1 protein-coding gene is annotated in these 1,941 nt (G+C 66.8%); it reads right to left on the bottom strand.

Annotation, left to right across the window (positions count from 1 at the left end; all coding sequences use genetic code 11):
• Nucleotides 1-1,941, bottom strand: a 1,941-nt coding sequence (locus HGB39_RS37990; RefSeq protein ID WP_247607641.1) for a condensation domain-containing protein, incomplete at both ends; no start/stop codon positions are given.

The raw sequence follows: 1,941 nt of genomic DNA, 5'->3' as shown, positions 1-1,941 counted from the left end.
GGCGCGTCGGGTGTGCGCGTCACCTGCGCACCGAACATCGACACCAGTGTGTCGGTGGTTGTCGCATGATCGGTGTGGTTCCAGTCCTCGAGGATCAGCTGTTTTTCGTCGGCGTCGAGGAGGTCGAGGTCGCCGACTGGGCTGTCGGGATCGGCCACCGCTGCCTCGAGGAGTCGGGTGAATCGGTCGGCGAATCCGTGGACGGTGTCCTCGTCGAACAGGTCCTGCGCGTAAGTCAGTGCGGCGGTCAAACCTCGAGCGGCACCATCGCGATCGACGCGTTCGCTCACCACCAGCGTGAGGTCGAACTGGGTGGCGGTGTGGTCGATGTCCTCGATACGGGCGGTCAGTCCCGCCAGTTCGAGGTTCGGGTGCTCTTGGTTCTGGAAGACGAGCATGACCTGGAACAGTGGGTGTCGGGTGGTCGATCGTGTCGGGTTGAGGGCTTGTACCACCTGTTCGAACGGCACGTCGGCGTGCTCGAATGCGGCCAGGTCGGTTTCTCGCACCGTCGTGAGCAGTTGGGTGAAGCTGCTGGCATCGTCGACTGGGGTTCGCAGTGCGAGGGTGTTGACGAACATGCCGACCAGGTCGTCGAGGGCCGGGTCGCCGCGGCCGGCGACGGGGGTGCCGATCGCGATATCCGCGGTGCCCGATGTTCGGGCCAGGAATATCGCGAATGTGGTGTGCAGCACCATGAACACGGTCGCGGTGTGTTGTCGTGCGAGTTCGGCTGCCGCGCGGTGGGTGGGCGTGTCGATGGTGAACGTGTGTGTTCGTCCACGGTGGGTGACGGCGGGCGGCGTTCGGTTCCCGGGCAGTTCGAGCTGTTCGGGCAGCCCGTCGAGTGTGGAACGCCAGTAGGTCAGCTGCCGGGTGAGCAACGAATCGGGGTCGTCGTCGGAGCCGAGTAGTTCGCGTTGCCACAGGGTGTAGTCGGCGTACTGCACAGTCGGTGCGCTCCAGGCGGGTGGGTTCCCGTGGGTGCGCGCCGTGTAGGCGGTCATGAGATCCCGGGCCAGCGGGGCGATCGAGGAGCCGTCGGCGCAGATGTGGTGCAGCACCACGGCGAGCACGTGCTCGTTGTCGGCCGTCTCGAACAAGGCGGCCCGCACCGGCACCGATGTGGTGACGTCGAACTCGGCGGAGGCCATCGACAGCAGTCGCGTGGCGAGCTCGTTCTCGGTCACCGCGGCGGTGGCGAATCCGCCGCTGGCCTCGGCCGCCGGGACGACCACTTGGTGCGGGCCGGTCTCGGATTCGGGGTAGATCGTCCGGAGGGTCTCGTGCCGGTCCACGACGTCTGCGATCGCTGCCAGTAGTGCGGCCGTGTCCATGGTTCCCGACAGGCGCACGGCGAATGGAATGTTGTAGATCGGTGAGTGTGGGTCGAACCGGTTGAGGAACCAGATGCGTTGCTGCGCATACGATAGCGGGATGTGTTCGGGTCGGGTCCGCGGAACCAGGGGTGGGTGTGCACCCGCCGTCGCCTGGGACTCGAGCCACGTCGACAGTGCCTGCACCGACGACGCCTCGAACAGCACTCGCATCGGTACCCGCGCATCCATCGCCACGCTTAGCCGCGACACCACCTGCGTCGCGAGCAGCGAGTTGCCGCCCAGGGTGAAGAAGTCGTCGTCGAGCCCGACCCTCTCGCGGCCGAGGACATCTGCGAACACGCCGGCAACGACCCCCTCCGCCACCGTCACCGGCGCCCGGTACTGCGGCACCGGAAACACCGGTGCCGGCAACGCCCGCCGATCCACCTTCCCACTGGCCGTCAACGGCAATCGATCCAGCACGGTAATCGGTGAGGGCACCATGTAGTCGGGGAGGTGGTCGGCGGCGAAGGTGTGGATCGTGGTGGGGTCGAGGGGGGTGTGGTTGCGGGGGACGACGTAGCCGACGAGTCGGTCGCCGGTGTGGTGGTCGTGGTGGACT

Source organism: Rhodococcus opacus (genome assembly GCF_012396235.1).
Lineage (GTDB): Bacteria > Actinomycetota > Actinomycetes > Mycobacteriales > Mycobacteriaceae > Rhodococcus_F > Rhodococcus_F opacus.
This window is presented reverse-complemented; position numbering and strand designations above follow the sequence as displayed.